Annotated in this window: 26 protein-coding genes and 2 tRNA genes; 9 read left to right on the forward strand and 19 right to left on the reverse strand. The window is 72.9% G+C overall.

Features of this window, described 5'->3' with window-relative positions; genetic code table 11:
* Entirely contained in the window at positions 1-567 is a 567-nt protein-coding gene (locus FHX74_RS18265) for a GNAT family N-acetyltransferase (RefSeq protein WP_328823916.1), read from the forward strand.
* Positions 568-611: 44 nt separating this feature from the next.
* Here FHX74_RS18265 and FHX74_RS18270 read toward each other — a convergent pair whose 3' ends face one another.
* The 6 genes from FHX74_RS18270 to FHX74_RS18295 form a co-directional block, all read right to left on the reverse strand.
* Complete coding sequence (locus FHX74_RS18270) at positions 612-1,730, reverse strand: enolase C-terminal domain-like protein (protein WP_182561618.1); 1,119 nt, start codon at positions 1,728-1,730, stop codon at positions 612-614.
* Positions 1,727-2,782 (reverse strand): 3-hydroxyacyl-CoA dehydrogenase family protein, encoded by a 1,056-nt coding sequence (locus tag FHX74_RS18275; protein WP_328823917.1) that lies wholly within the window; start codon positions 2,780-2,782, stop codon positions 1,727-1,729. Before FHX74_RS18275 ends, FHX74_RS18270 begins: the two co-directional genes overlap by 4 nt.
* A complete protein-coding gene (locus tag FHX74_RS18280; RefSeq protein ID WP_182561619.1) occupies positions 2,779-3,744 on the reverse strand; it encodes a sugar phosphate isomerase/epimerase family protein in 966 nt (321 codons plus the stop codon). The genes FHX74_RS18275 and FHX74_RS18280 overlap by 4 nt, the downstream gene beginning before the upstream one ends.
* Positions 3,745-4,100: 356 nt before the next feature.
* Positions 4,101-5,390: an ATP-dependent Clp protease ATP-binding subunit ClpX gene (gene clpX, locus FHX74_RS18285; RefSeq protein WP_182561620.1), complete on the reverse strand. Its 1,290-nt coding sequence runs from the start codon at positions 5,388-5,390 to the stop codon at positions 4,101-4,103.
* 129 nt (positions 5,391-5,519) lie between these two features.
* A complete protein-coding gene (locus FHX74_RS18290) occupies positions 5,520-6,179 on the reverse strand; it encodes an ATP-dependent Clp protease proteolytic subunit (RefSeq protein WP_235970900.1) in 660 nt (219 codons plus the stop codon).
* Between the two features lie 11 nt (positions 6,180-6,190).
* On the reverse strand, positions 6,191-6,790 hold the full coding sequence (locus FHX74_RS18295) for a ClpP family protease (protein ID WP_182561785.1): 600 nt from the start codon (positions 6,788-6,790) through the stop codon (positions 6,191-6,193).
* Between the two features lie 182 nt (positions 6,791-6,972).
* Here FHX74_RS18295 and FHX74_RS18300 point away from each other — a divergent pair, with 182 nt between their 5' ends.
* Entirely contained in the window at positions 6,973-7,464 is a 492-nt protein-coding gene (locus FHX74_RS18300) for a glutathione peroxidase (RefSeq protein WP_182561621.1), read from the forward strand.
* Between the two features lie 83 nt (positions 7,465-7,547).
* On the opposite strand, the gene FHX74_RS18305 is transcribed toward FHX74_RS18300, so the two are convergent.
* The gene (locus FHX74_RS18305) at positions 7,548-8,495 is read right to left on the reverse strand and encodes a type IV toxin-antitoxin system AbiEi family antitoxin domain-containing protein (protein ID WP_182561622.1); all 948 of its coding nucleotides are present in this window, start codon (positions 8,493-8,495) and stop codon (positions 7,548-7,550) included.
* Positions 8,496-8,624: 129 nt separating this feature from the next.
* Complete coding sequence (tig, locus tag FHX74_RS18310; RefSeq protein ID WP_182561623.1) at positions 8,625-10,130, reverse strand: trigger factor; 1,506 nt, start codon at positions 10,128-10,130, stop codon at positions 8,625-8,627.
* A 315-nt stretch (positions 10,131-10,445) separates the two neighbouring features.
* Here tig and FHX74_RS18315 point away from each other — a divergent pair.
* Positions 10,446-10,518: transfer RNA gene (locus tag FHX74_RS18315), tRNA-Pro, on the forward strand.
* A 31-nt stretch (positions 10,519-10,549) separates the two neighbouring features.
* A tRNA-Gly gene (locus FHX74_RS18320) sits at positions 10,550-10,623 on the forward strand.
* Positions 10,624-10,643: 20 nt separating this feature from the next.
* Here FHX74_RS18320 and FHX74_RS18325 read toward each other — a convergent pair.
* From FHX74_RS18325 to FHX74_RS18340, 4 genes are all read right to left on the reverse strand, one after another.
* Positions 10,644-11,573 (reverse strand): acetamidase/formamidase family protein, encoded by a 930-nt coding sequence (locus FHX74_RS18325; RefSeq protein WP_182561624.1) that lies wholly within the window; start codon positions 11,571-11,573, stop codon positions 10,644-10,646.
* A gap of 52 nt (positions 11,574-11,625) precedes the next feature.
* The gene (locus FHX74_RS18330; protein ID WP_182561625.1) at positions 11,626-11,841 is read right to left on the reverse strand and encodes a hypothetical protein; all 216 of its coding nucleotides are present in this window, start codon (positions 11,839-11,841) and stop codon (positions 11,626-11,628) included.
* Between the two features lie 25 nt (positions 11,842-11,866).
* Entirely contained in the window at positions 11,867-12,952 is a 1,086-nt protein-coding gene (locus FHX74_RS18335; protein WP_182561626.1) for a fatty acid desaturase family protein, read from the reverse strand.
* Positions 12,953-13,150: 198 nt separating this feature from the next.
* Positions 13,151-13,720, reverse strand: coding sequence for a TetR/AcrR family transcriptional regulator (locus FHX74_RS18340; RefSeq protein ID WP_182561627.1), 570 nt, complete (start codon positions 13,718-13,720; stop codon positions 13,151-13,153).
* A gap of 124 nt (positions 13,721-13,844) precedes the next feature.
* Between FHX74_RS18340 and FHX74_RS18345 the strand changes: the two genes are divergently transcribed.
* Positions 13,845-14,735: an SDR family oxidoreductase gene (locus tag FHX74_RS18345; RefSeq protein WP_182561628.1), complete on the forward strand. Its 891-nt coding sequence runs from the start codon at positions 13,845-13,847 to the stop codon at positions 14,733-14,735.
* A gap of 16 nt (positions 14,736-14,751) precedes the next feature.
* Here the strand turns inward: FHX74_RS18345 and sigJ are convergent, their stop codons facing one another.
* The 3 genes from sigJ to FHX74_RS18360 form a co-directional block, all read right to left on the reverse strand.
* On the reverse strand, positions 14,752-15,699 hold the full coding sequence (sigJ, locus tag FHX74_RS18350; protein ID WP_328823918.1) for an RNA polymerase sigma factor SigJ: 948 nt from the start codon (positions 15,697-15,699) through the stop codon (positions 14,752-14,754).
* Positions 15,696-17,096, reverse strand: a complete 1,401-nt coding sequence (locus tag FHX74_RS18355) for an NAD(P)/FAD-dependent oxidoreductase (RefSeq protein ID WP_182561629.1) — start codon at positions 17,094-17,096, stop codon at positions 15,696-15,698. Before FHX74_RS18355 ends, sigJ begins: the two co-directional genes overlap by 4 nt.
* A gap of 91 nt (positions 17,097-17,187) precedes the next feature.
* The gene (locus FHX74_RS18360) at positions 17,188-17,979 is read right to left on the reverse strand and encodes a class I SAM-dependent methyltransferase (protein ID WP_182561630.1); all 792 of its coding nucleotides are present in this window, start codon (positions 17,977-17,979) and stop codon (positions 17,188-17,190) included.
* A gap of 154 nt (positions 17,980-18,133) precedes the next feature.
* On the opposite strand from FHX74_RS18360, the gene FHX74_RS21245 reads away from it, so the two are divergent.
* From FHX74_RS21245 to FHX74_RS18375, 3 genes are read left to right on the forward strand one after another with little or no spacing between them, the layout of a single operon-like run.
* A complete protein-coding gene (locus FHX74_RS21245; protein WP_182561631.1) occupies positions 18,134-19,642 on the forward strand; it encodes an MmgE/PrpD family protein in 1,509 nt (502 codons plus the stop codon).
* Entirely contained in the window at positions 19,642-20,604 is a 963-nt protein-coding gene (gene prpB / locus FHX74_RS18370; RefSeq protein WP_182561632.1) for a methylisocitrate lyase, read from the forward strand. The genes FHX74_RS21245 and prpB overlap by 1 nt, the downstream gene beginning before the upstream one ends.
* The gene (locus tag FHX74_RS18375; protein ID WP_182561633.1) at positions 20,601-21,731 is read left to right on the forward strand and encodes a bifunctional 2-methylcitrate synthase/citrate synthase; all 1,131 of its coding nucleotides are present in this window, start codon (positions 20,601-20,603) and stop codon (positions 21,729-21,731) included. Before prpB ends, FHX74_RS18375 begins: the two co-directional genes overlap by 4 nt.
* 27 nt (positions 21,732-21,758) lie before the next feature.
* Here FHX74_RS18375 and FHX74_RS18380 read toward each other — a convergent pair whose 3' ends face one another.
* The 3 genes from FHX74_RS18380 to FHX74_RS18390 form a co-directional block, all read right to left on the reverse strand.
* Positions 21,759-22,733 carry a cation diffusion facilitator family transporter gene (locus FHX74_RS18380; protein ID WP_182561634.1) on the reverse strand — a complete coding sequence of 325 codons (975 nt, stop codon included), beginning with the start codon at positions 22,731-22,733 and terminating at the stop codon, positions 21,759-21,761.
* Positions 22,730-23,068 (reverse strand): ArsR/SmtB family transcription factor, encoded by a 339-nt coding sequence (locus FHX74_RS18385; RefSeq protein ID WP_328823919.1) that lies wholly within the window; start codon positions 23,066-23,068, stop codon positions 22,730-22,732. The genes FHX74_RS18380 and FHX74_RS18385 overlap by 4 nt, the downstream gene beginning before the upstream one ends.
* Before the next feature lie 277 nt (positions 23,069-23,345).
* Positions 23,346-24,605 (reverse strand): MFS transporter, encoded by a 1,260-nt coding sequence (locus FHX74_RS18390; RefSeq protein WP_182561636.1) that lies wholly within the window; start codon positions 24,603-24,605, stop codon positions 23,346-23,348.
* A gap of 99 nt (positions 24,606-24,704) precedes the next feature.
* Here FHX74_RS18390 and FHX74_RS18395 point away from each other — a divergent pair, with 99 nt between their 5' ends.
* Complete coding sequence (locus FHX74_RS18395) at positions 24,705-24,980, forward strand: DUF7218 family protein (RefSeq protein ID WP_182561637.1); 276 nt, start codon at positions 24,705-24,707, stop codon at positions 24,978-24,980.
* 18 nt (positions 24,981-24,998) lie between these two features.
* Here the strand turns inward: FHX74_RS18395 and FHX74_RS18400 are convergent, their stop codons facing one another.
* Positions 24,999-25,982: an N-acetylglucosamine kinase gene (locus FHX74_RS18400; RefSeq protein WP_182561638.1), complete on the reverse strand. Its 984-nt coding sequence runs from the start codon at positions 25,980-25,982 to the stop codon at positions 24,999-25,001.
* Positions 25,983-26,001 lie beyond the last annotated feature (19 nt).

The raw sequence follows: 26,001 nt of genomic DNA on the forward strand, positions 1-26,001 counted from the left end.
GTGCCCGAACTGATCGAGCCCCAGCTGGTCGAGCCCGAGACCGAGCGGCTCCGGCTCCGCCGGTGGCGCCCGGAGGACCGCGAGCCGTTCGCCGCGCTCAACGCCGACCCGGTGGTGATGGAGCACTTCCCCGCGGTGCTCACCCGCGAGCAGTCGGACGCGACCGTCAACCGGATCGAGGCGGCGATCGCCGGGCAGGGCTGGGGGCTGTGGGCGACCGAGGTCCGTGAGACGAAGGAGTTCATCGGCTTCGTCGGGCTGGCCCGGCCGAGCTTCGAGGCGCACTTCACCCCGGCGATCGAGATCGGCTGGCGGCTGGCTCGGCCGTTCTGGGGCCACGGCTTCGCCACCGAGGCGGCCCGCGCGGCACTCGACGTCGGCTTCGACCGGCTGGGTCTGGACGAGATCGTCTCCTTCACCGCGGCCAGCAACCTGCGCTCGCAGGCGGTGATGCGCCGGATCGGGATGACCCACGACCCCGCCGACGACTTCGACCACCCCCGGCTCCCCGAAGGCCACCCGATCCGCCCGCACGTGCTCTACCGGATCCGCCGCCCCCGCGGCTGACCCCGCCACCGTGCCCTGAGCCCGTCGAAGGGCGCGAGCCTGGGTCAGAGCAGGTCGCGCCAGCGGGTGCCCGGACCCGAGCCGGGCTCGGGGAGGCCGAACCCGGGCAGGTCGGGGGCGCCCAGGCTGCGGCCGTCGAACCGGTAGGCCGACGTGTCGAGGCCGTCGACCCGGCCGGGCACGGCCTCGAGCTGGACCACGGTGCCGAGGCCGCGGGCCAGCTGCGCCGCGTAGAGCGTCTTGGGCAGCTCGCCCCAGGCGTGCGGCGAGGAGGCGACCCCGAGCCCGGCGAGCCGCGGCACCAACGAGCGCCAGGCGGTGAAACCGAATCCGATCACGTCCATCAGCAGCACGTCGACCAGCCCGTCGGCGGCCAGCGCCACCACCGCCTCGACGTCCGGGCAGGTCTCGCCGTCGGCGACCAGCAACGACGACCCGTTCTCGTCCCGCCAGCGCCGCAGCACCTCCAGGTCGGACCGGTTCTCGACGAACGGCTCCTCCAGCCAGAACAGCCCGCAGTCGGCGGTCGCGTCCAGGTAACGCAGCGTGGTGGCCAGGTCGTAGCCGTCGTTGGCGTCCACCAGCAGCACGGCGTCGGGGTGGGCGTCGCGGACCGCGCGGGTGACGGCCACGTCGCGGGCCAGACCGTCCGCCGGATCGGTCCAGCGGTGACCGCGACCGATCTTGAGCTTGAACGCGGCGAAGCCGTCGGTGGCGTCCTCGGCCACGTCGGCCAGCACCACGCCCGCGGCCGGGCGGTCGCGGGCGTCGAGGTCGGAGAAGTAGATCCCGCCGTCGTAGACCGGGGTGGTCTGCGGGCCGGCGGTGCCGAGGAGGCGGTGGACGGGCAGGTCGAGCGCTCGACCGGCGAGGTCGTGCAGCGCGAGGTCGAGCGCCCGCGCGTCGGGGTCGACGACGCCGGTGACCGGGTCGAACAGCTCGCCCACCGTGCGTCCGACGAACCGCTCGACCGGGCCCGGGACCGCCCCGGCCAGACCCCACCCGCGCAGCCCGTCGGTGGTCTCGACGGTGACCGTGGTGCTGACCGGTCCGCGGCCGTGGTCGCCCAGCCGGGCGTTCTTGCCGATCAGCCGCGGGTAGCGACCGGTCAGCGAGCCCGTCTCCACCCGCCCGATCCGTCGACGGCCGAGCTCGTCGCTCACCCCGCCGCGTCGCCGTCCGACTCGGCCGGGACGGGCTGGGTGGGTGCCGGGCCGAGCTCGTCGAGCAGCTCCTGGAGCCGGACGTAGGCCCGGTTGCGATAGCTGATCAGCTCGGGCACCTGCTCGGCCGTCAGCGGCAGGAAGCCGCCACCGGTCTTGGTCCCCAGGTGACCGCCCTCGACCAGCTCGGCCAGCGCCCGCGGGGTCGCGAACCGCTCCGGATAGGTCTGCTGGAGCGAGCGGTAGCAGGCGGCGTAGACGTCGAGCCCGGCCATGTCGGCGATCACGAACGGCCCGAAGAACGGCAGCCGGAAGCCGAAGGTGGTGCGGACGATCGCGTCCACCTCCTCGGCGCTGGTCACACCCTCCTCGACCAGCCGGGACGCCTCGGTGAACAGCGCATACTGCAGCCGGTTGAGCACGAACCCGGTCACGTCCTTGATCACCGCACCGCGCTTGCCGGCCTCGGCGACGATCGCCACCGCGAGGTCGGTGGCGGCCTGCGAGGTCCGCTCGTGCGGGATGATCTCGACGCCCGGGATGAACGGCGCCGGGTTGGAGAAGTGCACCCCGAGGAAGCGCTGGGCGCCCTCGACCGCCTCGGCGAGCAGCGCGATCGACAGCGTCGAGGTGTTGGAGGCGATCACCGCGTCGGTGTTCGCCCGGCTGATCCGGGTGAGGATCGGGTGCTTGATCTCGACCTGCTCGGGCACCGCCTCCATGACGAACTCGGCACCCGCCACGGCCTCCTCGATGCTGTCCGACGCCTGCAGCCGGGCGGTCAGCCGCTCGACCGCGTCGGCCGGGAACAGCCCGTCGGCGGCGAACTGTCCGGCCTCGGTCAGGAGCCGGTCGTAGCTGGCGTGGGCGGCGGCCGCGGACACGTCGGCGAGCTTCACATCGGCCCCGGCCAGCCCGAGCACCTGGGCGATGCCGCCGCCCATGTAGCCGGCGCCGACCACGGCGATCTGCCGGCCGGCGCCGTCGCCCGGGCTCCCGGACGGGACGTGCGTGGGTGCGGTCGCGGCCTCGTCGGCGGCGGGGGTGGTCACAGGGCCTCCATCGGCTCGGGTTGGGTGACGTGGCTGGTGCCCAGCGCGTAGCCGGGACGCTTGGGCAGCGCGTGACGCCGCAGGTAGTCACGGTTGGTGGCGCTGACGCTGAGCCCGTCGCCGCCGTAGTGCTCGCAGCAGATCGCCCCCTGGAAGCCGCCGGCCAGCGCGATCTTGACCGCCTCGCGGTAGCTCATCACGCCGGTCTCCAGCGGCGTCGGGACCGCGGTGTAGAAGTCGCGGGCCTCGTCCTCGTCGCGGGCGTAGTTCTTGACGTGCCAGTAGTTCGCCCACGGCAGCGTGGCCTCGCACAGCTCGCGCCACGGCTCGATCGGCCGGTGCAGCCGGAGCAGGTTGCCGAGGTCGGGGTTGAGCCCGACGTTGTCCATCCCGATCTCGCTGACCAGCCGGACCGAGGAGGCCGAGGTGCCGAGGAAGGTGTCCTCGTACATCTCCAGCGAGACCAGCAGCCCCAGCTCGGCGGCGTGCCGGCCGAGCTCGCGGAACCGCGCGACCGCACGGTTCCAGGCCTCGGCGTCGTCGCGGTCGTCCTGGTGCCCGACGACCGTCCAGAACCAGAGCTGCTGCTTCTGCTCCTCGCTGAGCGCCTGGTGGAGCCCGAACGAGACCAGCGGGATCCCCAGTGCGGCCGCCGCCTCGAGCGTCCGGTGGCTGTAGGCGAGGTTGTCGTCGCCGTGCTCGGCGTCGATCACGCTGCGCCGGATCGCCGACACCGCCGGCGCCCGCAGCCCGGCCTCGTGGATCGCCTGGGCCAGCTCGACCAGCCGCTCCGCGCTCAGGTCCCCCGGCCGGATCGCCGCGTCGGTCAGGTCGACGAAGTCGAACCCTGCGTCCTTGATCTCGGTGAACGCCTCCAGCCACTCCTGGCCCGAGGCCTCGGTCAGCGGCGGGAACTGCAGCATGGCGGCCGCGATCGGCCAGTCCTCAGCGGTGTAGGTCATCGGCCCTCCTGACGGTGGACCTCGATCCTGTCAAAGCGACGAACGGCGTCCACCACCACCCCGGAGCGACAGCCCGCACGCAGTGCGGTCCTCCTCGGCCACCCACCCGGACGAGAGACAGGCCGAGACCGAGGAGGTCGGGTGCTCGGCGTCCCCGAGGGAGCGTGGATGGGCCTGGCCGTCGACCGAGCCTGCGAGGGAGACTGGTTGCGAACGAGGGGACGCCGAGCACCAGGCCGACGACCGCACCCACCGCGCTTCGACAGGCTCAGCGCACGTGCCACCGCGCTTCGACAAGCTCAGCGCACGTCCCACCGCGCTTCGACAAGCTCAGCGAGCGGTATCCCGCGCGAGCCTCAGGCGCTCTTGTCGCGTCGCTCCCGCTTGGCCAGCTTCTCGCGCGGCACCAGCGTCGGGAGGACGTTGTCGTTGACCACGTCGGCGGTGATGATGACCTGGGCCACGTCCTCGCGGCTGGGCACGTCGTACATCACGTTGAGCAGCACCTCCTCGAGGATGGCCCGGAGCCCGCGGGCGCCGGTGCCGCGGAGCAGCGCCAGGTCCGCGATCGCCTCGATCGCCTCGGGGGTGAACTCGAGCTCGACGCCGTCGAGCTCGAACAGCTTCTTGAACTGCTTGGTCAGCGCGTTCCGCGGTTCGACCAGGATCCGGATCAGCGCGTCCCGGTCGAGCGGGGCGACCGAGGAGATCATCGGCAGCCGGCCGATGAACTCGGGGATCAGGCCGAACTTGACCAGGTCCTCGGGCCGGACGTCCACGAACGGGTCGTCGGAGACCGGCTTGCGGGTCTCGAGGTCGTTGTTGAAGCCGAGCGGGCGCTTGCCGACCCGGCTGGCGATGATGTGGTCGAGCCCCGCGAACGCACCCCCGACGATGAACAGCACGTTGGTGGTGTCGATCTGGATGAAGTCCTGGTGCGGGTGCTTGCGGCCGCCCTGCGGCGGGACGCTGGCCGTGGTGCCCTCGAGGATCTTGAGCAGTGCCTGCTGGACGCCCTCACCGGAGACGTCGCGGGTGATCGACGGGTTCTCGCTCTTGCGGGCGATCTTGTCGACCTCGTCGATGTAGATGATCCCGGTCTCGGCCTTCTTGACGTCGAAGTCGGCGGCCTGGATCAGCTTGAGCAGGATGTTCTCGACGTCCTCGCCGACGTAGCCCGCCTCGGTCAGCGCGGTGGCGTCGGCGATGGCGAACGGCACGTTCAGCATCTTGGCCAGCGTCTGGGCCAGATAGGTCTTGCCGCACCCGGTCGGCCCGATCAGCAGGATGTTCGACTTGCCCAGCTCGACGCCGTCGTCCTCGGGACGCCGGGCGCCGCTGCCGGCGTGCGCCTGCACCCGCTTGTAGTGGTTGTAGACGGCCACCGCGAGCGCCCGCTTGGCGCTGTCCTGCCCGATGACGTACCCGTCGAGGAACTGCCGGATCTGCTGGGGCTTGGGCAGCTCCTCGAGCAGGCCGACGTCGGAGCCCTCGGAGAACTCCTCCTCGATGATCTCGTTGCAGAGGTCGATGCACTCGTCACAGATGTAGACGCCGGGACCGGCGATCAACTTCTTGACCTGCTTCTGGCTCTTGCCGCAGAACGAGCACTTCAGGAGGTCGCCGCTCTCTCCGATGCGGGCCATCACCTCTCCTCTCGGGGAGCGCTCCGGTGCGGGTTCAGGGCCCCCGACCGACGTGGACGGATCAGCCCACCCTAACCGGGTGGGAGTCCGACGGACAGGATTTTCTGCTGTGCGTCCGTGCCGCCCAGCTCAGGCCGGGACGGCCTTCAGCGAGGTCAGGACGTCGTCGATGATCCCGTACTCCTTGGCCTGCTCGGCCGTCAGGTACTTGTCGCGCTCGATGTCCCGGCTGATCTCGGTGACGTCCTTGCCGGTGTCGGAGCTGAGCATGTTCTCCATCAGCTCGCGGATCCGGAGGATCTCCTTGGCCTGGATCTCGATGTCGGAGGACTGCCCGTAGCCGCCCTCGGTGGCCGGCTGGTGGATCAGGATCCGGCTGTTCGGGAGCGCGAGCCGCTTGCCCTTGGTGCCGGCGGCCAGGATCACCGCGGCGGCCGAGGCGGCCTGCCCGAGGCAGACGGTCCGGACGTCGGGCTTGATGTAGCGCATCGTGTCGTAGATCGCGGTCAGCGCGGTGAACGAGCCACCCGGGCTATTGATGTAGATCTCGATGTCGCGGTCGGTGTCCATCGACTGCAGGCAGAGCAGCTGGGCCATCACCGCGTTGGCGATCTCGTCGCTGATCGGGGTGCCGAGGAAGATGATCCGGTCCTCGAACAGCTTGGTGTAGGGGTCGATGCGGCGCATCCCGTAGGAGGTGCGCTCCTCCCACTGCGGGATGTAGTAGTCCATCTGCGGCGCGAAGGGCTGCCCCTCGGCGAAGGGCGCGCCGAACGTGTTGCTTCTCATCACAGGCTCTCTCACTGGTTGGGCGCGTCGGCCGAGTCGGGGATCTGCGCGGCCGAGCTGAAGACGTGGTCGATGAAGCCGTACTCGAGCGCCTGCTCGGCGGTGAACCACCGGTCGCGGTCGGAGTCGGCCTCGATCTTCTCCAGCGTCTGGCCGGTGTGCTCGGCGATCAACTGCTGCATCACGTTCTTGATGTGCAGGCTCTGCTCGGCCTGGATCCGGATGTCGCTCGCGGTGCCGCCGAGGCCGCCGGACGGCTGGTGCATCATGATCCGGCTGTGCGGCTGGGCGTAGCGCTTGCCCTTGGTGCCGGCGCTGAGCAGGAACTGCCCCATCGAGGCGGCCAGCCCCATCGCCACGGTCGCGACGTCGTTGGAGATCCACTTCATGGTGTCGTAGATCGCCATCCCGGAGTCGACCGAGCCACCCGGGGAGTTGATGTAGAGCCAGATGTCCTTGTGCGGGTCCTCGGCGTTCAGCAGCAGCATCTGCGCGCAGATCGCGTTCGAGTTCTCGTCCTTGACCTCGGAGCCGAGGAAGATGATCCGGTTGGCCAGCAGGGCCTGGTAGACGTTGTCGTCGAGTCCGTAGCCCTGCGGGCGGGTCGCCATCCGCGGGCCGGGGAACGGGGTCCCGCCGGTCGGGTCGATGTGGTCGTTCACACCGGCGAACCTACAGCCGGGTGGGGACGAACCCGAGGGGTGTCTTGCCGTGTTCGCTGTGGGCGCACGACCCCGTCCGCACGACCGCCGCGGCCCCCGGGAGCGCGGTGCCCGCGCACTAGATTGGCGCCATGACGTCTCTCGCCGATTTCCGCGCCCGCAGCATCGACGGGCGCGAGGTGTCGCTGTCCGACTACCTCGGTCAGGTGGTGCTGGTGGTCAACACCGCCTCGCAGTGCGGCCTGACCCCGCAGTACGAGGGCCTGGAGAAGCTGTACCGCGACTACGCCGACCGGGGTCTGGTGGTGCTCGGCTTCCCGTGCGACCAGTTCGGGCACCAGGAGCCGGGTGACGACGCGAGCATCAGCGACTTCTGCTCGATGAACTACGGCGTGAGCTTCCCGATGTTCGCCAAGGTGGAGGTCAACGGCGACGACGCGCACCCGCTGTGGAAGTGGCTGCGCGACGAGAAGCGCGGGATCCTCGGCGGCGCCATCAAGTGGAACTTCACCAAGTTCCTGGTCGGCCGCGACGGGCAGGTGCTCGACCGGTACGCCCCGACCACCACGCCGGACAAGATCGCCCCCGACATCGAGAAGGTGCTCGCCGAGCAGGCGGCCTGAGCGCCTGACGGCCGGGAGAGCCGACGAGCCGGTGAGTTCGCCGCGATGTCGCGGCCGAACTCACCGGACAGTCCGGCGCAGGCTCAGGCCACGAGCCGGCAGCGGTGGCACCGGCTCGGCCTGCCGGGCCAGCCCCGGGCGGCCAGCACCCCGGCCACCTGGGCGGCGACCACGCACGGCCGGGTCGACACGTCGCGGTGGCCGTAGCGGAGCGTGACCAGCCCGTCGAGCGGGGCGACGTTGTCGCGGTCGAGGTCGCGGAACCGGGCCTCCCCGGTGTGCCCCGCCCGCCCGTCGAGCTCGACCAGGACGCCGAACTCGCGGGAGAGCGCGTCGGCCACGGTGCTGCGGCGACGCACCTGCCGTTCGGCCGCCGGCAGCCCGTGCGCCCGCTCGACGTCGTGCAGGTAGGCGATCTCGAGGGCACTGTGGGCGCCGGTCGCCAAGTCGTCGAGCAATCGGAGCACCAGCGCGCGGTGCCGTACCCGCTGACGCGCCTCCGCAGCGACCCGGAGCCGCTGGGGTGTGGTCCGGTGGCTCTGGACGGCGGCCGACAGCCAGGTCACGACGTCGTCCACCGCTGCCTCGCCGACCAGGTCGAGGGCGGTGTCCTCGACGGTGGTCCGTGGCGGGGAACCGGGTGAGCGCGGGCTCCGCACGCCCTCCTGCTCGCGGCGGAACCGCCAGCGGCCGTCGCGGCTCGGCGCCGAGCCCGCACCGGGGACGAGGACGTCGATCGGCTCCGGCGGGCTGCCGGTCCAGCCCCACGCGTGGGCGGCCGCTGTCCCACCGAGACGAGCGCGGTCGCCACCCAGGAGCACACCCGCCCAGGCGAGCGCCGGCCACCCGGCCGGACCGCCGCCGACCAGGTAGACCCCACGCGCCAGCGGCACCCAGAGGCCGTCGCGGACCAGCCGGACGATCGCGTGCCGGCCGAGGCCGCACCCGAGGGCCTGCTCGCGGGTGACCACCCGGTCCTGCAGGGCGGCCAGCCGGAGCAGCGCGGACGGAACGGGCTGGCGCGGGTGCACCCGTGCATCGTGGCCAGCGGACCGGCCCGGCGCCACCGCCCCTGTGGACAACCCCCGGAACGCCGACGAGCCGGTGAGTTCGCCGCGTTGTCGCGGCCGAACTCACCGGCTCGTGGTGAGGAGTCCGGGTCAGGCCTTCGACTCGACCTCTTCGGTGGCCTGCTCGGCGTCGCCGTCCTCGACGGTCGCCTCGTCAGTCGGCTCCGGGCTCGACTGCTCGGTGGACTCGTCGGTGGACTCGTCGGTGGTCTCGTCGGTGGTCTCGTCGTTCGTGGCGACCACGGCGTTCGGGTCGGCCAGCGAGCCGTCGGGCTGCAGGTTGACCAGGTCGACCGGCTCACCGTTGCTGTCGACGACCTTGGCGGCCTCGACCACCATGGCCAGCGCCTTGCCGCGGCGGATCTCGGTCATCCACTCGGCGGTGTGGTTGTGGTCGACCATGTGCCGGGCGACCTCGTCGGGGCTGACGCCCTCGGCCTGCGCGCGCCGGATGACGTGCTGGGTCAGGTCGTTCTGGTCGACCCCGATCTGCCGGTCGTCGGAGATCTTGTCGAGCACCATCTGCGCCTTGAGCGCGTCGGCGGACCGCTTCTCGCTGTCGGCCCAGAACTGCTCGGGGGTCTCGGCAGTCTCGTCCTCGGCGTCCTTGAGGTAGTCCTCGAGGGTCATCCCGGCCTGGCTCAGCTGGCCCTCGATCTGCTCGCGGCGGGCCGCGGTCTCGCTGGTCAGCAGGTTCTCCGGCACCTCGGCGTCGACCTTGGCGATCAGGTCCTCGAGCACCTTGTCGCGGGCCTGGCTGGCCTGCTCGAGCCGGGCCATGTTGGTCAGCCGGGCGCGCAGGTCGGCCTTGAGCTCGTCGATGGTGTCGAACTCGCTGGCCATCTGGGCGAACTCGTCGTCGGCGGCGGGCAGGTCCTGGACCTGCACCTTCTTCACCGTGACCTCGACGTCGGCCTCCTCGTCCTTGAGCGGACCGCCGACCAGGGTCGAGCGGAACTCCTTGGACTCGCCGACCGACAGCCCGGTCACGGCCTCGTCGAGGCCCTCGAGCATCGAGCCGGAGCCGACCACGTAGCTGAGGCCCTCGGCGGTGGCGTCCTCGAGCGGCTCGCCGTCCTTGCGGGCGACCAGGTCGATGGTCAGGTGGTCGCCGTCCTCCACGGGGCGGTCGACCTCGTCGAGCGAGCCGAACCGGCTGCGCAGGGTGTCGAGCTGGCTGTCCACCAGGTCGTCGGGGACGTCCAGCGCGTCGACGGTGGCGGTCAGGGTGTCGAAGGACGGGACGTCGAAGTCAGGCCGGACGTCCACCTCGGCGGTGAACTCGATCAGCTCACCGTCCTCGAGCTTGGTGACCTCGACCTCGGGCTGGGCCAGCGGGTTGAGGTTGTTGTCGGTGATGGCCTGACCGTAGAAGTCGGGCAGCGCCTCGTTGAGCGCCTCCTGCAGGATCACCCCGCGGCCGAACCGCTGGTCGATGATCCGGGGCGGCACCTTGCCCTTGCGGAAGCCCGGGATGTTCACCTGCTGCGCGATGTCGCGGTAGGCCTTGTCCATGCTGGGCTTGAGCTCGGAGAACGGGATCTCGACGGTGAGCTTCACCCGGGACGGGCTCAACTTCTCGACAGTGCTCGGCACGTGCTACTCCTGCGGGCTGCTGGTGGTGTGGTGCTGTCTGGTGGTCTCTGGTCTGGTTCTGCGGGCGCCGCGGGTCCGGCCGGAACACGGCGCGGAGGACGGTGCGCGACCGCCGGCAGCGGCGGCGCGGTCGACGTCCGGGCGTGACACAGGACGGCCCGAGGGCCTTCGCCATCCTACGGACGCGCGCAGGAGCGGCCAAAACGCGCGGGCAACGCGGTTGGTCGGCCGCGCGTCCACCGCTTAGGATCGAGCGCGCACCGCGCCCGCCGTCGCCCTCGGTCAGTGCCAGAAGGCAGCGGGGACCGGTGAGTGCGGGGCGTAGCGTAGTGGCTAGCGCGTCTGCTTTGGGAGCAGAAGATCGCAGGTTCGAGTCCTGTCGCCCCGACCGCGGACCCGGCGCGCCGGTCGTTCCGCCCGCGGGTGTAGCTCAATGGCAGAGCCCCAGCCTTCCAAGCTGGTCATGCGAGTTCGATTCTCGTCACCCGCTCCATCACCCACTCCACCGCCTGGTCACCGCCGGCGGAGCGCCTCCGGCGGCAGCACCGCGTGCACGCCCCAGGTCTGATTCGCGACCTGGGTCACCCGCAGGTCGACGCAGGTGCTGGCCAGGGCCAGCGCGGTCGTCCGCTCCACCGCCAGGTCGGCGGCCATCCAGGTGACCATGTCGTCGAGTGCGTCGCCCATAGCCTCGTTCAGATCGGCGGAGAACCCGAAGGTGATCGCCCCGGCCGGGGTCTCGGCGTGCACCGACCGCAGCGGGCGGTCGGACGCCAGGTCCACCGTGAGCTCGGTGGTCATCGGGCACTCGATGGCCGTCCCGCCGACCTCGCCGTCGCCCTGGGCGGCGTGGCCGTCCCCGAGATAGAGCAGGGCGCCGTCGACCTGGATGGGCAGGTACAGGGTGGAGCCGACGACCAGCTCGCGGCAGTCGATGTTGCCGCCGGTGCCCGGTCGCGGCGGGATGGTGGAGTGCTCCCCCGGTTCGGCCGGGGCCAACCCGACCACGCCGAGGAACGGGGCCAGCCGGCGCTCGAAGCCGTGGGTCTCCACCCCGGTGCCCGCGGCCGCGTCCAGCTCCCAGATCAGCCGGGCCGGCTCCGCCCCGGACACCCCGAGCCGGTCGTTCACCGGGGTCGGGAACCCGCCGGCCACCGTCCAGCCCCAGGCCCCGGGGGTCAGCGCATCGAACCGCACCGCGAGGACGTCCCCGGCGGTGACCCCGGTGACCGCGATCGGACCGGTGAGGCAGTGCCCGCGCCCGGTGGGGAACATCACCGGCGGATGGTGGTCCGGTCCGGTCGGACGCTCCAGAAAGCCCGACGCGTCCAGCGATCCGACGGTGAGCGTGTCGCCCGGCCGGATCTCCAGGACCGCGTCGTGGTCGCGGGAGAAGTGCTGGACGGTGGTCTCCGCGCGGGCGACGAGGCGGTGCGTGCTCATGCCCCGATGCTCGCAGCCGTCTCCGGCGCGGGTCGACCAGCCCGCGCAGGGGTCAGAGCTTGCGGAGCTTCCGGAACGGGCTCGGCACCCGGATCCCGCGGCCCTCGAAGTCGACGGTCACCCAGGCGGTGTCGACAGCGACCACGCGGCCGAGGCCGTAGGTGTCGTGAGTGACCCGTTCGCCCACCTCGAACACCTCGATCGGTGTCTCGGCTCGCGGCTGGAACGGGCTGCTGGGTAGGTGCGGTCGTCGCGCTGGCGTGCTCATCACCCCTCAGTCTGCGCCCAGTCGCTCACCGCAGCGACGCCAGGGCCGGACATGAGAACGAGTGTCGCGCCGAGAGCCCCACCTGGTTCATGTACCGCAGCACGATTCCCCAGGCCGAGACCAGGTTCGTCTCGGTGTAGGCGACGTCGTGGGCGCGGCAGTGCTCGCGGACCAATCGCCGGGCGGCGGCCAGGTGCGGCCGGGCCATGCTCGGGAACAGGTGGTGCTCGATCTGGTAGTTGAGCCCGCCCATCAGCGCGGTCGCCCACCAGCCCCCCGAGACGTTGCGCGAGGTGCGCACCTGCTTGCTGAAGAAGTCGAGCTTCTCCTCGCGCGGGACCACCGCCATCCCGATGTGGTTCGGGGCGAACGAGGCCCCCATGTAGAGCCCGAAGACCGCCAACTGCACCCCGAGGAAGGCGAAGGCCATCCCGAGCGGCAACGAGGCGAACACCACGGTGAGGACGACCACGAAACGTCCGGCCAGCACCGCCAGCTCGACCCTCCGGCCCGGCTGGGTGCGGGTGCGCCACAGGCTGCGGACCGACTTCGCGTGCAGGTTGAGTCCCTCGAGCAGCAGCAGCGGGACGAAGAAGAGCCCCTGGTGCCGGGTGATCCAGCGCAGCAGGCCGCGCGAGGCGGCCGCGTCCTCGGCGATGAAGGACACGGTGTCGACCTCGATGTCCGGGTCCTTGCCGATCCGGTTGGGGTTGCCGTGGTGCCGGGTGTGCTTGTCCATCCACCACGAGTAGCTGATCCCGACCAGCGCGACGGCGAGCCACCAGCCGACCCGGTCGTTGCCCTTGCCCGAGCTGAGCACCTGGCGGTGCGAGGCCTCGTGGCCGAGGAAGGCGACCTGGGTGAACAGCACGCCGAACGCGCCGGCGATCAGCAGCTGGAGCCAGGAGTGGTCGAGCAGGACGAACCCGGTGACGGCGCCGCCCAGCCCGAGCAGCAGCCCGGCGCCGAGGGCCAGGTAGAAGCCGCGGGCCCGCCGCAGCAGCCCGACCTCGCGGACCTGCTGGGCGAGCCCGGTGTAGACGTGGACCGCCCGGTCGGTGACGCGACGGCGTCCCGGGGCCAGGGCGGATGCGGTGATGAGTGCCCCCATGGGGTACCCCGATCGTGGTCAGGCTCCGCGGAGCCGGCGATGCCGCGCCCACCGTGAACGGTGGTCGACCGACCGGGCACGGGTGCCGGACGGGAAACACAGGCAAATCGCTCCGACGACCCACTGCATGACGACTCCTCCACGGTAGCAGTCGCTGCCGCACCCCGGGCCGCCTTCGCCCGGACGCTGGGTCGTCCCTCAGCCCAGGCTCGCGGCGGCCTCGCGGTAGCGGTCGAGCGCGGCGACGGCCATCGGGGCCAGCTCGTCGCCCTCACCCTCCGACCAGGCCGCGAACGCCTCCTTGAAGGCCAGCACGCCGAGCTCGGCGGCGGTGCTGGCCACCGCCTCGGCCACCCCGCGGGCGCGGAGCGCGTCGGCGATCGCCGCGGCCATCCCGACCTTCTTGAGCAGGGCGCGCTCCTGGAGCTCGGCGCTGGTGGCGATCACCGCCTCGATCCGCGGGCCGATCTCGCGGTTGAACGAGGTCATCGCGCCCGACGCGCGGACCAGCCCGGCCGAGACCGCCTCGAGCGGCGTCGCGGTCCCGGGAGCCGCCGCGATGCCCTCGGCGAACAACCGCGAGAGCGTCTCCTGACCGGCGGCCAGCACCTCGCGCTTGTCGCTGAAGTGCCGGTGGAACGTGCTCCGGGTCAGTCCGGCCCGGTCGGCGATCTGGGCGACGGTGGTCTCGTCGTAGCCCTGCTCGGAGAACAGCTGCAACGCGGCGGCGACGAACCGCTCACGCGCGTCCGGTTCCCAACGTGGCACACCGGAACGGTACCCGATGCGACATCTGTCGCATGACGTCGTACAGTGATGGGACAGATGTCGCATCACCGTCGGCGACCCGATCCGGGCTCCGACGTCAACAGCTCGTGTCAGGAGTCATCCCATGCGTGTTCTCGTCACCGGCGCCTCGGGCGCCATCGGCCGCGCCGTCACCGAGGAGCTCGTCGGCCACGGTCACCAGGTGCTCGGCCTGGCCCGCTCCGACCGCGCCGCCGAGCTGGTCAGCGCGGCCGGCGGCACCCCGCTGAGCGGAGGACTCGGCGACCTCGACGTCCTCGGCGAGGCCGCCCGCGACACCGACGGAGCGATCCACCTCGCCTTCAGCAACGACTTCTCCGATCTCGAGCGGAGCATCGCCGAGGAGGGTGCGGCGATGGACGCGATCGGGGACGCCCTGGTCGGGACCGACAAGCCGTTCGCGATCGTGTCGGGCACGACCTTCTCGGAGGGCCGGTTGGCCACCGAGCAGGACCCGCTGTCGACCACCGGACCGGTCGGCGGCCGCGGCACCAATGCGGCCCGGATCGTCGGGCTCGCCGACCGCGGCGTCCGCGCCACGGCGGTCCGGCTCCCCCGCTCGGTGCACGAGCGCTACGTCGCCTACGGCTTCGCGGGCATCCTGATCGAGGCCGCCCAGCGGTCCGGCGTCTCGGCCTTCGTCGGCGACGGCAGCCAGCGCTGGCCGGCGGTGCACCGCCGCGACGCCGCCAGCCTGTTCCGGCTGATGATCGAACGCGGTGAGCCCGGCACCGCGGTCAACGCGGTCGCCGACGAGGGCGACACCATGCTCGAGCTGGCCACGGTGATCGGCGAGCAGCTCGGGGTGCCGGTCCGCCGGGTGCCGACCGAGAGCTTCGGGCCGATCGGTCCGCTGTTCGCGATGGACCAGCCGGCCTCGAGCGCCTGGACCCGCACAACCTACGGCTGGCAACCGACCCACCCGAGCCTGCTCGCCGACCTCGCTGCGGGCGACTACCCGCCGCCGGTCGGCTGAGACGGCCGACCGCCCGTCAGCGGGCTGGCGACGACCAGGCCCGGAGCTTCTCCGGGTTGACCTGGAGCCAGACGTCGGTGACCACGCCGCCCCGGACGCCGAGGTTCAGCACGGCCCGGACCCCGGTGCCGTCGCTGAGCAGCAGGGCTGCGCCGTCACCGGTGCTGACCTCGCTGAACGCCAGGTCGGGGCTCTTGGTCCGGACGCCGGCCAGGAACCGGGCGACCTTGTCCGCCCCGAACACCGGGCGGCGGGCCGCCGAGACCACGCCGCCGCCGTCGGACCGCAGCACCACGGCCGGGTCGAGCAGGGCGGCGAGGGCGCCGAGGTCGCCCTCGCGGCTGGCCCGGGCGAAGGCCCGGACCACCTCGTCGTGCCGGGCGCGGTCGACCTCGCCGGGGGTCTGGCTCCGCACCCGGCGGCGCGCGGCGCTGGCCAGCTGCCGGACCGCCGCGGGGCTGCGACCGACGATCCCGGCGATCTCCGGGAACGGCACCGCAAACACGTCGTGCAGCACGAAGGCGACCCGTTCCGCCGGCGTCATCGACCCCATCACCACCAGCAGCGCGGTGCTGACCTCGTCGTCGAGCGTGACCTGCGCGAGCGGGTCGGCCCGCGGCGACGGCTCGGCCGGCGCCGGGACCGTGCCGCGGAACAGGTCGGCCGGCACCGGCTCGGGCAGCCACTCGCCGACGTAGCGCTCGCGGCGGGCCCGGGCCGAGCCGAGCAGGTCGAGGCAGATCCGGCTGGCCGTCCGGGTCAGCCAGCCCTGCGGGTTGAGCACGGCCTCGCGCTCGCGCTGCTCCATCCGGTACCAGCGGACGTAGGTCGCCTGGACGGCGTCCTCGGCCTCGGCCAGCGAGCCGAGCATCCGGTAGCAGAGCGCGAGCAGCCGCCGGCGCTCGGCGACCACCGCCTCGAGGTCGACGTGCTCGGGGTCGTCGTCGAGCTCGCCCGCGGTCACCGCCGCTCCCCCGCCGGTTCCGCGGCTCGCTCGCCCGTCTGCTCGGCCGCCCGGACCGCAGGTCGCCGCGGCACCCCGCCGCGGACGAACGCGTCGCGGGGCGCGGCGAGGTCGGCGAGCGAGACGATGTCGCGCCCGGCCACCAGCTGGCCGAGCCAGACCAGCAGCACCCGCACCTTGCGCTCCCACGACGGCACCGCGAGCACGTGGTAGCCGCGGTGCATCAGCCAGGCCAGCGGCCCGCGGATCACCAGCCGGTGGTACTCGAAGACGCCGTGGCCGACGCCGAGGGTGGCCACCGTGCCGAGCGAGTGGTGGACGTACGGCCGGGGCGGCCGTCCGCGGAGCGCCGCGACCAGGTTCTCCCCGAGCACCCGGCCCTGGCGGACGGCGTGCTGCGCGTTGGGGACGGTCCGCGCGCCGGGCCGGTCGGCGGCCAGGTCGGGCACCGAGGCGTCGTCGCCGGCCGCCCAGGCGTGCGGGACCACCACCGGCTCGGCCCCGTCCGCCCCCAGCGCGACGACCCGCAGGTCGGCGCCGACGGTCACGAACCCGCGCTCGTCCAACGGCAGGTCGGTGTGCCGGGCCACCACCGGGTTCGCGCCGTTGCCCGCGGTCCAGACGACGAGGTTCGCGTCGAACGCGGTGCCGTCGGACAGCACGACGTGCCCGTCGACGGCCGAGACCAGCTGGGTGCCGAGGTGCACCCGCCCGCCGCGTTCGCGCAGGTGCTCCACCACCCACCGCCCGGTCCGGGGAGCGACCTCGGGCAGGATCCGGTCGGTCGCCTCCACCAGGTGGATCGAGACCTCCTCGGCGCTCAGCTCCGGATAGCGCGCCAGCAGCGCGCGGGTGAAGGCCAGCGTCTCACCGAACCCCTCGACGCCGGAGAAGCCGCCGCCGACGAAGACGACGGTGAGCAGCCGCGACCGCTCGGGCCCCGGCGGCAGCCCCGCAGCCCGGTCGAACGCGGTGAGCACGCCGTTGCGGATCGCCACCGCCTCCTCGATCTGCTTGAGCCCGATCGCCTGCTCGAGCAGCCCGGGGACGGCGAAGGTGCGGGTGACCGCGCCGGCGGTGACCACCAGCTCGTCGTAGTGCTCGGTGCGCTCGCTGCCGTCGGGCAGCGTGATCACCGCCCGGCGTTCGGCGTGCACCACCTCGGTGACCCAGCCGCCGACCACGCGGGTGCGACGCAGGTGGCGGCGCAGCGAGACCGCCGCGTGCCGGGCCTCGACGCCGCCGGCGGCCACCTCGGGCAGGAACGGCTGGTAGGTCATGTAGGGCCGCGGGTCGACCACGGTGACCCGCGCCTCACCGTGGCGGAGCTGCTTCTCTAGCGTCCAGGCCGTGTAGAGCCCCGCGTACCCACCGCCCACGATCAGGATGTGCCTCACATCGTCCCTCCTCGTCACCGTCGCTCACCGAGCGCCGTCACCGTGGTGACGAGACAGCCGGGCCGGGTGTGAGGTCGGGCCCGCGGGCGGCTCAGGGGCGCGTCGCGCGGGCCGCCCGGGCCAGTGCCCGGAGGGTGAAGGGCCCCGACGGCCGACCGAGCCGGTCGTCCAGCGCCGCCCGGATCGCGGCGCGACGCTCCGCGTCCTGGGCCAGCAGGTAGCTCCCGGCCGGCCCGATCCCGGCCAGCAGGGTGTCCCAGAGCTCGTCCACGTCGCGGTAGGTCGACTCGACCCGGAGCAGGTGCTCCTCGGCGTCCACCAGCCCGCCGGCGGTGAGCAGGTCGGTGATCTTGTGCTCGCCGCCGAACCGCAGCGTCCGTGCCTCGTCCGGCGCGGCCGGGTCGACCCGGAGCGCGGCGTCCCAGAAGAACCGGAGCAGCTCCATCCCCTCGGCGAAGTCCCACACCGCCGCGGCGACGGTGCCGCCGGGCCGGGTGACCCGCGCCATCTCGGCGACCGCGACCTCGGGCCGGTCGACGAAGTGCAGCACCAGCTGGGCCGCGGTGACGTCGAAGGCGGCCTCGCCGAACGGGATCGCCTCGGCCGGTGCCTGCCGGACGTCGACGCCGGGGAAGCGGCTGCGGTAGAGCTCGACGAACCCCGGGGTCGGGTCGAGGGCGCACAACGCGTCCGGTCCGACCCGCTCGACCGCCACCGCGCTCAGCGCACCCGGGCCGCACCCGACGTCGAGCACCCGCATCCCCGGTGCGATCCGGCAGACGTCGGCGAACAGCGTCGCGAGCGGCGTCGCGTAACGGCCCATGAACCGGTCGTAGGCGCTCCCCGCGTGCGCGAACGTCCGGGTGCCCGGTACCTCGGTCATCGCTTCTCCTCCCCACCCCGATCGTTCGGACGGCTCACCGCGATGATCCGGACGCTAGCCCCGGGCCCGCCCGCCGTCATCCACCCGGGGACGGACCTGCCCGGGAGCCGGTCGGGTACGTTCAGCACCGGATCGCGGAAGGAGCCGACGCCAGGTGAACCAGTACGAGGTGACCGTCCATCCGAGCGGCGAGGGATTCCCCCGCGACCAGGAGCTCGCCTGGCGGCTCGCGGAGCTCGCCGCCGACCCGGCCGAGGTGACCGACGCGGTCGCCGAGATGGTGATCAACCGGGTGATCGACAACGCCGCGGTGGCGGTCGCCTCGCTGGGCCGCTCACCGGTCGTGGTGGCCCGCGACCAGGCCGACGCGCACCCGGCCGGTCCCGGCGGCGCCGGGGCCACGGTCTTCGGTCAACCGGCGAGCCGACGGGTCGCCCCCGAGTGGGCGGCCTGGGCCAACGGCACCGCGGTCCGCGAGCTCGACTACCACGACACCTACCTGGCCGCCGAGTACTCGCACCCGGGCGACAACATCCCGCCGCTGGTGGCGGTCGCCCAGCACGCCGGGCGGGACGGCGCCGCGCTGGTCCGCGCCATCGCCGTCGGCTACGAGGTGCAGGTCGACCTGGCCACCGCGATCTGCCTGCACGCCCACAAGATCGACCACGTCGCGCACCTCGGGCCGTCGGTCGCCGCCGGGCTCGGCACCCTGCTCGGTGCCCCGGTCGGGACGACCTACCAGGCGATCGGGCAGGCGCTGCACACCACCACCGCCACCCGGCAGTCGCGCAAGGGGGCGATCTCGAGCTGGAAGGCGTTCGCCCCGGCCCACGCCGGCAAGGCGGCGATCGAGGCCTTCGACCGCGCGCTCCGCGGCGAGGGGGCCCCGGCCCCGATCTGGGAGGGCGAGGACGGCGTGATCGCCTGGCTGCTCGACGGCCCGGACGCCCGCTACACCGTCCGGCTGCCCGGACCCGGCGAACCGCGCGACGCGATCCTGCGGACCTACACCAAGGAGCACTCGGCCGAGTACCAGGCGCAGGCGCTGATCGACCTGGCCCGCAAGCTCCGCGACCGGGTGCCCGACACCGACCGGGTGCAGAGCATCGTCATCCACACCAGCCACCACACCCACCACGTGATCGGGACCGGGGCCGGCGACCCGCAGAAGCTCGACCCGCACGCCAGCCGCGAGACGCTCGACCACTCGATCATGTACATCGTCGCGGTCGCCCTGCAGGACGGCCGCTGGCACCACGTCGACAGCTACCGGCCCGAGCGCGCGCAGCGGCCGGACACCGTCGCGCTCTGGCACAAGATCACCACCGTCGAGGACCCGGAGTGGACGCGCCGCTACCACGACCCGGACCCCGACCGGCGGGCCTTCGGCGGGCGGGTGGTGATCACCCTCGACGACGGCACGGTGATCACCGACGAGCTCGCGGTCGCCGACGCGCACCCGGCCGGGGCCCGGCCGTTCGCCCGTCCCGACTACGTGGCCAAGTTCCGCACACTGGCCGAGGGCGTCGTCTCCGCGGCCGAGCAGGACCGGTTCCTCGGGCTGGTCGCCCGGCTGCCCGAGCTCGGCCCGGACGAGCTCGACGGGCTGACCGTGGTCGCCGACCTCGTCGAGCTGCCGACCGGCGCCGCGGGGCTGTTCTGATGACCGCGGTCCCCGCCGGGACGGGCGTCCCGGCCCCGCACCCGGCGAGCGCAGCCCGGCGCGCCTTCCGGGCCGGGCTGGAGAGCGGGCGGCTGCTCCGCTTCCCCGGCGCGTTCACCCCGCTGTCGGCGAAGTTGATCACCGAGCTCGGCTTCGACGGCGTCTACATCTCCGGCGCGGTGCTCTCGGCCGAGCTCGGCCTGCCCGACATCGGGCTGACCACGCTGACCGAGGTGGCCGGCCGGGCCGAGCAGATCATCACCGCCACCACGCTGCCGACGCTGATCGACGCCGACACCGGCTTCGGCGAACCGCTCAACGTGGCCCGCACCGTCCGCACCCTGGAGGCCAAGGGCGTCTCCGGCTGCCACCTCGAGGACCAGGTCAACCCGAAGCGGTGCGGCCACCTCGACGGCAAGGCGCTGGTCGGGCCCGACGTGATGGTGCAGCGGATCGCGGCCGCGGTCGCCGCCCGCACCGATCCCGACTTCGTCATCTGCGCCCGGACCGACGCCCGCGGCGTCGACGGGTTCGACGCGGCGGTCGAACGGGCCCGCGCCTACGTCGCCGCCGGTGCCGACCTGGTCTTTCCCGAGGCGCTCTCCGGCCCCGACGAGTTCGCCGCCTTCCGGGCCGCGGTCGACGCCCCGCTGCTGGCCAACATGACCGAGTTCGGCAAGTCACCGCTGCTCGACGAGGCCACCCTGGCCGACCTGGGCTTCAACCTGGTGATCTATCCGGTGACCCTGCTCCGGCTGGCCATGGGAGCGATCGAGGACGGGCTGCGGACGATCGCCGAGCGCGGCACCCAGCGCGACCTGGTCGACCGGATGCAGACCCGGGCCCGGCTCTACGAGCTGGTCGGCTACGCCGACTACACCGCCTTCGACTCCGAGATCTTCGCCTTCGACGTCCCTGCCGGCGTCGAGCCGCCCACCACCGACGAACAGGACCCCGCATGAGCGAGCAGACCGAGCCGACCATCCACCGCGGGCTGGCCGGGGTGGTGGTCGACACCACCTCGGTGTCGATGGTCAACCCCGAGACCAACTCGCTGACCTACCGCGGCTACCCGGTGCAGCAGCTGGCGGCCGCGTGCACGTTCGAGGAGGTCGCCTACCTGATCTGGCACGGCGAGCTGCCCGACCCCGGCCAGCTCGAGGCGTTCACCGCCGACGAGCGGTCGCGGCGGGCGATCAGCCCCGAGCTGCAGCAGGTGCTGCTGGCGATGCCCACCGACTGCCACCCGATGGATGTGCTGCGCACCGCGGTGAGCTGGATCGGCGCCGCCGACCCGACCGAGGAGGACGCCTCCCCCGAGGCCAACCTGGCCAAGTCGGTCGACCTGCTGGCCAAGCTGCCCACCGTGGTCGCCCTCGACCAGCGGCGGCGCCAGGGCCGGGAGCCGATCGCGCCCGACCCCGAGCTCGCCTACACGCCGAACTTCTTCCGGATGTGCTTCGGCGAGGTGCCCGGCGACGACGTGCTGCGCGCCTTCGACGTCTCGCTGATCCTCTACGCCGAGCACAGCTTCAACGCCTCGACCTTCACCGCGCGGGTGGTCACCTCGACGCTGTCGGACCTGCACAGCGCGGTCACCGCGGCGATCGGCGCGCTCAAGGGCCCGCTGCACGGTGGCGCCAACGAGGCCGTGATGCACACCCTGGACGAGATCGGCACCGCCGACCGGGTCAGCGGCTGGCTCGACGAGGCGCTGGCCACCAAGCGCAAGATCATGGGTTTCGGCCACCGGGTCTACAAGAACGGCGACTCCCGGGTGCCGACCATGCAGGCCGAGCTCGACAAGATCACCGCCGACGGCCGGGCCGGCGACCTGCGGGCCACCTACGACGCGCTCGGGGCCGAGATGCTGGCGCGCAAGAGCATCCACCCCAACCTCGACTACCCGAGCGGGCTCGTCTACCACCTGATGGGGTTCGAGACCGCGGTGTTCACGCCGATCTTCGTGATGAGCCGGATCACCGGCTGGACCGCGCACGTGATGGAGCAGCTGGCCGGGAACGCGCTGATCCGGCCGCTGAGCAGCTACGTCGGACCGGCCGAGCGCGCGGTCCCGCCGCGTTCCTGACCGTCCGGCGGCAGCACCGCCGGCGGCTCAGCCGTGCCGGCCGGTCTCGTGGTCGGCGTGCCCGGCCGGCTCGAGCTGGAAGGTCGAGTGCTCGACGCTGATCGGGAAGTGCTCGGCCACGCAGCGCTGCAGGCTGTCGAGCAACCGGGGGACGTGCCCGTCGTAGAAGCAGTCGGGGTCGACCACCACGTGCGCGGTCAGCACCGGCAGCCCGGTGGCGATCTGGGTGGCGTGCAGGTCGTGCACCTCGCGGACGTGCGGCAGCTCGACGATGTGCGCGCGGACGTCGTCGAGGTCCAGCCCGGCCGGGGTCGACTCGAGCAGCACCCCGGCGGTCTCCCGGAGCAGCCGGACGGTGCGGGGCACGATCAGGGCGGCGATCAGCAGCGACACCACGGCGTCGGCGCGCAGCCACCCGGTCAGCGCGATCACCGCGGCGGCCACGATCACCGCCACCGACCCGAGGGCGTCGTTGAGCACCTCGAGGAAGGCGGCCCGCAGGTTGAGGTTGGCGCCGCGCCGGGCCGACAGCACCGCCATCGAGACCGCGTTGCCCACCAGCCCGACCACGCCGAAGACCAGCATCCCGGTGGAGGCGACGGACTCCGGGCTGATCAGCCGACGGATGCCCTCGACCAGGACGTAGCCGCCGACGCCGAGCAGCAGCAGGGCCTGGGCCGCCGCGGCCAGCACCTCGGCCCGCCGGAACCCCCAGGTCCGGGCCTTGCTGCTGGGCAGCCCGACCAGGTGGGCGGCGACCAGCGCGAGCACCAGCCCGACCACGTCGGTGAGCATGTGGCCGGCGTCGGCGAGCAGCGCGAGGCTGCCGGTGAGCCCCGCCCCGACCACCTCGGTGACCAGCACCACGCTGGTGATCCCCAGCACCACGGCGATCCGGCGCCGGTCGGCCGGGTCGTGCGCGTCGCCGTGGCTGTGCCCGTGTCCTGTCCCGTGTTGGGGACCCTGCGCGTGGTGGTGCCCGTCGTGGGCGTGACCGCTCATCGATCCATCCCGGCGTCGACCCGGTGGGCGGGATCGACCACCAGCGCCAGGTCGACCAGATCGCCGAGCGCGTGGGCGATCCGGGCGTCGGCCAGCTCGTAGCGGCTGCGACGGCCCTCCGGCGCCACGACCACCAGTCCGCACCCGCGCAGGCAGGACAGGTGGTTGGACATCTTCTGTCGGCTCACCCCGGCCAGCTCGGCGAGGTCGGCCGGGTAGGCGGGACCGTCCCGGAGCGCCAGCAGGACCCGGGTGCGGGTCGGGTCGGAGAGGGCGTGGCCGAAACGGGCCAGGGCCTCAGGACCGGCCGTGAGCACCGGGATCGCTGCGCGCACGGCGCTACGGTACATCCGAAGCTGTATCCAGCCGATGCTGTGGCGCTGCTCGAGCGGAGGCGTTCCGGCCCCAGAAACCCCGAAGGGCCCTCGCGCCTCCACACGCGAGGGCCCATCGTGAACCGCCACCGTGGCCGGGGACGATCAGTTGGGGTCGGCACTGCCGATCGGGTGACCAGGGAGAACGCTCAGCATCCGCTCCGGCTCCGTCCTCCCATTCAATCAAAGGAGAGCGCCCGGACCGAAGTCGAGGTCCGCATCCCGGCACCCGACCCGGTCAGCCGGCCGGATCGGGGGTGCTCCCGGCCGCGGCCGGCGGACGGGTGACCCCGGTGATCGCCACGGCCAGCGCGAGCAGGGCGGCGACCACGACCACGGCCCGCAGCACCCCGACGTGGTCGCCGAGGAAGCCGACCAGCGGCGGCCCGCCGAGGAAGGCGCAGTAGCCGACCGAGGCGATCACGCTGACCCGCGGCGCCGCCATCGCCGGCTCGTCGGCCCCGGCACTCATGCCGACCGGGAAGCCGAGCGACGTCCCGACACCCCACAGCACCAGGCCGAGGAACGCGACCACCGGGAGCTGACCGAACACGAACAGGGCCACCCCCAGCACCGCGAGCCCGGCCATCACCCGGATCACCACCACCCGGCCGTGCCGGTCGAGCAGCCCGGGGCCGAACCAGCGTCCGGCGGTCATAGCGGCCAGGAAGACCGCGAACCCGAGGGTGCCGAGGCTGGCGGGCAGCCGGTAGCCGTCGATCAGCGCCACGCTGGTCCAGTCGTTCCCGGTGCCCTCGGCGAACGCGAAGGTGAGCACGAAGACGCCGATCAGCACCGTCCGCGGCTCGCGCCAGGCGCGCAGCGCGTGCAGCCGAACGGCCGTCGGCCCGGGGGCCGCCTCCAGTGCGGACGCCGTGGCCGGCTCGTGGTCGTGGTCGGGCAGGAAGCGGCGGACGCCGAACGGCACCACCACGGCGACCAGCACGCCGACCACCAGCAGGTGCGCGCTCACCGGCACCCGCAGCGCGACCATCGCCGCCCCGGTCAGGGCGCCGGCCACGGTGCCGACGCTGAAGCCGGCGTGGAACCGCGGCATGATCGCCCGCCCCAGCCGGCGCTCGGCGAGCGCGCCCTGGACGTTCATCGCGACGTCCCAGGCCCCCTGGCCGAACCCGAAGAGGAACAGCCCGACCACCACCACCGGGACGCCGAGCAGGAACCCGGCGGACACCACGAGCAGCGCGACGCCGTCGAGCACGGCCATCAGCCGCACGGTCCGCCGCGAACCCAGGTGGCTGACCAGCACCCCCGACAGCGGCAGCGCGATCAGCGACCCGGCCGCGATGGCCAGCAGCACCAGCCCGAGCTGGGCCGGATCGAGGCGGAAGTGGTCGCGGACCTGCGGGATCCGCGAGGCCCAGCTGGCGAAGGCGAACCCGGTCGCGATGAAGGCCAGGTAGGTCGCGCCGACGGCGCCCCGTACTTCCGCGGCCGGTCGGGTGCCGGTCGCCGGGGCTCCGTCGGTGCCGCTCGTCATCACCCCAGCCAACACGATCGTCGCGGGAGCGGGCGACCCGGTTCCCGGGTCGGAGTAGGTTGCCGGGCACAGCCCCACAGCCGATCCAGGAGGTCAGCGATGCCGAAGAAGAGCGCCGATCCCGGCCCCAGCGTCAAGGACCCCGAGCTCTACGAACGGCTCCGCGACGAGGGCAACAGCAAGCAGAAGTCGGCCCGGATCGCCAACGCCGCCGCCAACAGCTCGCGGAGTGCCGTCGGCAAGAAGGGCGGCCGGTCCGGGGACTACGAGGACTGGAGCAAGCAGGACCTCTACGACCGGGCCAAGGAGATCGGCATCGACGGCCGGTCCTCGATGAGCAAGAGCCAGCTGATCGACGCGCTCCGCCACAGCTGAGCCGCCGGTTCGGCCGGCTCAGGCCGTCGGCAGCCGGTCGCGGGCGGCCTCGTCCAGCGGGGTCCCGGCCCGCGCGGCCGCGGCCAGCGCGGCGCCGATCACCGGTGAGAACCTCGGCTCGGTGATGGTGTAGCCCTCCTCGCCGGACCCGGCCTCGAGCCCGCGGCGGAAGGCGTCGCGGACCAGGTCGGCCTGGAAGACGCCACCCGAGTAGGACACCGGCACGACCTCGCCCTCGGCGAAGTCGAGCCGGTGGCGGGCGGTGCGGACCAGCGTGATCAGCTCGACCGCGGCGTCGGCCAGCACCTCGGCGGCGGCCCGGTCGCCCGCCTCGGCGGCGCGGACCACCAGCGGGGTCAGCGCGGCGATCCGGGCCCGGTCGCCGCCCCAGCGGTGGTGCACGAGCTCGACGAGGTCCCAGGGGCTCGGCAGCCCGAGCTCGTCCTCGAGCAGCTCGAGCAGCGGCCCGGCCGTCCGCCGGCCGTCGCTCATCCGGGTGGCCTGGGCCAGCGCGCGGACCGCGATCCAGTACCCCGAGCCCTCGTCGCCGATCAGCTCGCCCCAGCCGCCCACCCGGGCGGTGGCCTCGCCGCGCTGGCCGTAGGCGATCGAGCCGGTCCCGGCCACGACGTTGATCCCGTCGGCCAGCCCGAGCGAACCGGCCCAGCCGCAGACCATGTCGTTGTCGACGGCGTACCGGTCGTGGCCGAGGATCCCGGCCGGGATCGCGTCCAGCGCGGCGACGTCGCCGCTGGCCTCGCCGTAGCCGGGCAGGGTCACGAACGCGTAGTCGAGCCCGGCCGGCGTGAGCCCGGCGTCCGCGCAGACGGTGGGGATCGCCTCGCCGAGCACCCGGGCGACCAGCCCGGTCCCCTCGGTGGACCCGGCCTCGAGGTAGTAGCAGGTCGGGGCACGGTGCTCGGCCAGCACCCGGCCGGTCTCGTCCACCACGGCCAGGGCCGTCTTGGTGCCGCCGCCGTCGATCCCCAGGTAGCTCCGCACCCGCCCATCCTGCCCGGTG

It is taken from the genome of Microlunatus kandeliicorticis (genome assembly GCF_014137855.1).
GTDB classification, from domain to species: domain Bacteria; phylum Actinomycetota; class Actinomycetes; order Propionibacteriales; family Propionibacteriaceae; genus Microlunatus; species Microlunatus kandeliicorticis.

Coding starts and splice junctions, on each gene's coding strand:
- FHX74_RS18280 (WP_182561619.1), bottom strand. CDS start 3,744: ATGACCTACACCGCTGAGGACTGGCCGATCGCGGCCGCCATGCTGCAG.
- clpX (WP_182561620.1), bottom strand. CDS start 5,390: ATGGCCCGCATCGGAGAGAGCGGCGACCTCCTGAAGTGCTCGTTCTGC.
- FHX74_RS18290 (WP_235970900.1), bottom strand. CDS start 6,179: ATGAGAAGCAACACGTTCGGCGCGCCCTTCGCCGAGGGGCAGCCCTTC.
- FHX74_RS18295 (WP_182561785.1), bottom strand. CDS start 6,790: ATGGCGACCCGCCCGCAGGGCTACGGACTCGACGACAACGTCTACCAG.
- FHX74_RS18300 (WP_182561621.1), top strand. CDS start 6,973: ATGACGTCTCTCGCCGATTTCCGCGCCCGCAGCATCGACGGGCGCGAG.
- FHX74_RS18325 (WP_182561624.1), bottom strand. CDS start 11,573: ATGAGCACGCACCGCCTCGTCGCCCGCGCGGAGACCACCGTCCAGCAC.
- FHX74_RS18330 (WP_182561625.1), bottom strand. CDS start 11,841: ATGAGCACGCCAGCGCGACGACCGCACCTACCCAGCAGCCCGTTCCAG.
- FHX74_RS18335 (WP_182561626.1), bottom strand. CDS start 12,952: ATGGGGGCACTCATCACCGCATCCGCCCTGGCCCCGGGACGCCGTCGC.
- FHX74_RS18345 (WP_182561628.1), top strand. CDS start 13,845: ATGCGTGTTCTCGTCACCGGCGCCTCGGGCGCCATCGGCCGCGCCGTC.
- FHX74_RS18360 (WP_182561630.1), bottom strand. CDS start 17,979: ATGACCGAGGTACCGGGCACCCGGACGTTCGCGCACGCGGGGAGCGCC.
- prpB (WP_182561632.1), top strand. CDS start 19,642: ATGACCGCGGTCCCCGCCGGGACGGGCGTCCCGGCCCCGCACCCGGCG.
- FHX74_RS18375 (WP_182561633.1), top strand. CDS start 20,601: ATGAGCGAGCAGACCGAGCCGACCATCCACCGCGGGCTGGCCGGGGTG.
- FHX74_RS18380 (WP_182561634.1), bottom strand. CDS start 22,733: ATGAGCGGTCACGCCCACGACGGGCACCACCACGCGCAGGGTCCCCAA.
- FHX74_RS18390 (WP_182561636.1), bottom strand. CDS start 24,605: ATGACGAGCGGCACCGACGGAGCCCCGGCGACCGGCACCCGACCGGCC.
- FHX74_RS18395 (WP_182561637.1), top strand. CDS start 24,705: ATGCCGAAGAAGAGCGCCGATCCCGGCCCCAGCGTCAAGGACCCCGAG.